The sequence below is a fragment of the Kitasatospora sp. NPDC048296 genome, assembly GCF_043201815.1.
In the GTDB taxonomy this organism is placed as follows: Bacteria; Actinomycetota; Actinomycetes; order Streptomycetales; family Streptomycetaceae; genus Kitasatospora.
This window is the reverse complement of sequence record NZ_JBICZB010000162.1, coordinates 1-3,971: the sequence shown is the minus strand read 5'-3', so window position 1 is coordinate 3,971 and position 3,971 is coordinate 1. Positions and strand designations below refer to the sequence as shown.

Annotated in this window: 4 protein-coding genes and 1 pseudogene; 3 read left to right on the top strand and 2 right to left on the bottom strand. The window is 71.6% G+C overall.

The genetic code is table 11. The annotated features are described in order from the left end of the window. Window positions 1-268 precede the first annotated feature (268 nt). Entirely contained in the window at window positions 269-502 is a 234-nt protein-coding gene (locus tag ACGF12_RS38065; protein ID WP_393041087.1) for a hypothetical protein, read from the bottom strand. Further along, complete coding sequence (locus ACGF12_RS38060; RefSeq protein WP_393041084.1) at window positions 489-884, bottom strand: protein kinase; 396 nt, start codon at window positions 882-884, stop codon at window positions 489-491. The genes ACGF12_RS38065 and ACGF12_RS38060 overlap by 14 nt, the downstream gene beginning before the upstream one ends. Before the next feature lie 354 nt (window positions 885-1,238). Here ACGF12_RS38060 and ACGF12_RS38055 point away from each other — a divergent pair, with 354 nt between their 5' ends. The 3 genes and pseudogenes from ACGF12_RS38055 to ACGF12_RS38045 all read left to right on the top strand — a co-directional run. Further along, a complete protein-coding gene (locus ACGF12_RS38055) occupies window positions 1,239-2,627 on the top strand; it encodes a DUF3472 domain-containing protein (RefSeq protein WP_393041081.1) in 1,389 nt (462 codons plus the stop codon). Between the two features lie 390 nt (window positions 2,628-3,017). Beyond that, complete coding sequence (locus tag ACGF12_RS38050) at window positions 3,018-3,341, top strand: hypothetical protein (RefSeq protein ID WP_393041078.1); 324 nt, start codon at window positions 3,018-3,020, stop codon at window positions 3,339-3,341. Window positions 3,342-3,571: 230 nt separating this feature from the next. Further along, window positions 3,572-3,874, top strand: a pseudogene (locus ACGF12_RS38045) (phosphohydrolase); the annotation flags it as partial. Window positions 3,875-3,971: the final 97 nt, after the last annotated feature.

Here is a 3,971-nt window from a genome sequence, read left to right as displayed (position 1 = left end):
GGCTCAGCTCGTCCACCACGAACACCACGGACTCCCGGTCGGCCCACCGCGGCCGGACGGCCGAGGCGGCCGTCGACCAGCTGCGGCCGCTCCACCCGGCACTACGGCGGCACCACGCGGCCGGCACGTTCGTGCTCAAGGGCTTGCGGATGCGACCAGTCGCGGTGGTTCTCACTCGCGGCGCCCGCTGACCCTTGCGCCAACCGGCGGGCCGCCGGAACCGCAGCGCGGCGGGGCCGCTCCAAGGGCCCTCCGCACACCGTCGCGTTCAGCGCCCCTTGCGCGCCTTGCGGACCATCGCCGAGCCCGTCTGCAGCACGCCGAGCGGCAGCAGGAAGACCGAGATGATCGAGGTCACCCGGTCGGTGCGGCCCGTGAAGACCTCGAACGCCTGGAAGGCCAGCAGGCCGCTCCAGAAGAACAGGACGGCGACCAGCTCCAGCCAGGACCGCTCCCGCCGCGCGTCGGTGACCCGACCCCAGAAGCCCTTACGGTCCGCCACGACGTCTCCCTCCCCTGGGGGCCACCTGCTCGGGAGGGAGCGAGCCATCGGCGAGGACTTCGTGCAGGAGGCGGCCGGTGACCAGCTCCATCACCAGCCACGGGAAGGGCTGGTGGTCGAGCACCTCGTGGACGGTGACGGCCCTGGCGTGGTTGACCCTGGCCAGGGCCCGGGCCTCGCGCAGCACCCGCTCCCGGGTGCGGTCCGCGTGGCCCTGGTCGGCGGAGCCGAGCGCCCGCATCTCCTTGAGGGCGACCTCGCGCTCCAGCATCAGGTCACGGGCCCGCCAGACCGTTCCCGTGCCGCCGGCGCCGAGCCGCTCCAGGAGTTCGAAACGCCCGGCGACCGACTCACCGACGGCGTACGCCCGTTCCTCAGTCATCCGGCTACCCCTGTCCCGGTGCCCTCCTCGGGACCGGACGGTGGTTCCGGATGGGAGGACACACGGGCCCTGTTCGTCGCTTGCAGTTCGAAACGCCGCGGCCGGGATGTCGGCCCCGGCCAGTCGCACGGCAGCCGCCGGGAGGAGTACTGGCCTCCCGTTGGCTGGGGCACCGTAGCCACCCCAACGTGAGGTTCTGATGAGGGCAGTCGTCCCATCGCGGACGCCTCTGAGCGCGCCTCTCGGCGGGAACTCTGGATGGTCTCCTTCATCAGAGCCTCATGATCCGTCCGCCATGCTCCTACGACGTACGACCGGTTCGACGACTCGACCGCAGCCCGGAGGAGAGCCCGCATGCACAACCGCCCGACCCGCGTCCAACGACTCTCCGGAGCGCGCCGCCTCGCCCTGGCGAGCGGGCTCGGTGCCATGGCCATCGCGTTGGCCGGCGCGGGCACGGCGGCCGCCGATGAGGGACACACGCCGGGCACGTACACCTACTACACCTTCCCGAGCGGCACCGGCTCCCTGCACGACGTCAGTTGGACCACCACCCCGGCCTACGACCCCGGCTACACCGCCGAGATCTTCTGGAGCCACCAGTTCGACTTCGACAACCAGCACACCGCCTACATCGGCATGCAGAGCAACGGCGGCTCCCCGCGCAAAGTGCTCTTCTCGGCCTGGGACACCACCGAGTCGAAGCCGGGCAGCCCCGGCAGCAGCTGCAAGCCCTTCGGCGGCGAGGGCACCGGTCAGCAGTGCTCGGCGGCCCTGGACTGGCAGGCGGACCACACCTACCGGTTCAAGGTCGCCGCCACCACCGGCGGATGGTTCGACGCCACCGTCACCGACCAGACCACCGGCACCACCATCGACCTGGGCAGCATCAAGACCAAGGCCACCGGCATCTCCCCCGACAACATGGTCGACTGGACCGAGTACTTCGAGTGGAACGACCCCCGCTCCACCTGCTACGACCAGCCGAACTCAGCCGTCACCTTCGGCCTGCCGACCGGCAACGCGGGCACCGTCACCGCCGCGGCCACCTCCACCGAACTGCGCGACTTCTGCAAGCCGCAGGCCAAGGCCGAGCTGACCGCGCAGGGCAGCACGCACCGCAACGCCATCGGCAACAGCGCCCGCGGCCCGCTGCAGAACGGCCGCTCCTGCCTCACCGCACAGGGCACCCCCGGCGACGGCACCAAGCTCACGGTGTCCGACTGCACGCCCACCGCCGACCGCGCCTGGGTCCTTGCCCCCGACCAGACTCTGCGCCTTCCCTCCAACTACTGTCTCACCGAACAGAGTTCCACCACCGCCGTGCGCGACTGCGCCGGCGCCGCCGACGACGGCAAGGTCGCCGACCCCGCCAAGCAGTGGACCTACGACGCCACGGCGAGAACCCTGCGGAACAAGAAGTCCGAGCAGTGCCTCACCGCCACCCCCGACGGCACACCCGTCACCCGGCCCTGCACGCCAGGAAGCACGGACCAGACATGGAGCGTCCCCACCCGCGACGGCGCCCCCACGGACCACGGCCCCGCGAATGGCGTCCCGCCGACGGCACCCTCCCCCACCACCAGCTCGCCGCACACCCCCCACCCGGTCACCCGCACGGCCACCAGGCACAGCGACGCCCTCCCACTCCTCCTGGGCGGCACGGCCGTCCTCATCGCCGGAGCCGCCGCCCTCCTCATCGCCCTCCACCGCCGCAACCGTGCTCGACGGACCCGCGGCTGATCCCGCCCCGAGGAGAGCCGACCTGTCCGCGAACCGCTCGCGGGCTCCTCGCCATCAAGCGTTCAGCCGGCTGAGGCTGAAGTTCCCTCAGCAGGGCAAGCGAACCGGACTCGAAGACGTGCCGGGTACCCCGTCCAACCGCTCACGGAACAGAGAAGAACGCTCGTGACCAGTCACAGCCGCAGGGCCGCTCGCGCGGCGGCGGGCACGGTCGCCCACCTGACCGCGGTCGTGCGCAGCCGACGTGCCCATGAGCAGCGGGCCGTCCGGCCGGGAGTCGCTCGGCCTCCCTCGCCGGGGTGGGCTTCCGTCGCCTCAGCCGTCTCCACGGCAGTGGCCGCCATGCCAGCGGGTCACAGCACCGTTCACCTGCCGAACCGGCTGCCACCGGTGCCCGTCGATCAGGGACAGCTGGACCAGGCGCTGACCGCGATGGTGAGGTACGCATGGCTGCGCACGCCGCCCGGAGCCCGCGTGCTGGTGCAAGCGGCTGCGGCAACGGACGTGCTCAAGGTCCGCGTGGCGGACCGGGGGCCGGACGTGGCCCGCGAGGCGAAGCCCTGGCTGCTCGCGGACCCGCGCCGCTCAGGCGGCGGCCTGCAAGCCGCGGTTCGGCAGCTGAAGGCGTCCGGCAGCGGCCGGATCACCCTTGAGGACAACCCCGCGGGTGGACTCGTCCTCGTTCTCGCGCTCTCGGTGGCCACCCACGGATGACACCCGCAGCCGGTCGGCAGGACGGTGCACCAAAGAGGATCCGACGCCCCGGTTACCCGACCACAGCCGTCGTCCGGCCAGGTGGGCAGAGGCGGAGGACCGTGCCCGCTGGAGGCGCCTCAGGCTACCGGCCGCGCCGCGAGCGCTTCGCCCAGCTCGTCCGCGAAACCGCCGCCCGCCACCGCGACAGGCTCATCTGACCGCCTCTGCCCGGACACGGCAGCAACCCGATGCCCAACCACCTGCCCGGCGACCCCGTACTGCGACCGCTCCCGCGCCAGGTCGCTGGCCTCCTCGCAGAGTTGCATGCCCCACCCAGGCTCGCGGCCCATCTTCGGGCCGTCCACGATGTCGCCCACCAACTGGTCGACTGGGTCGAACGGCACTACCCGCAGCTGGACTGCGACCGGGACGCCGTCCTTTTCGGCGCCGCCACCCACGACATCGGGAAGATCCTGCACCCCGAGGAGCTCTCCCGGCCCGGCTCCGCGCACGAGATGGCTGGCCACGACCTGCTGATCGCCCGGGGAGTCACTGAAGTTCCACCCTGCGGTTGGACACCTGGACACTGGGACGTATGAGCCCAGAGGAAGCAGTCACAGGTGGGAACCAAGAGCAACATGAGTAAGC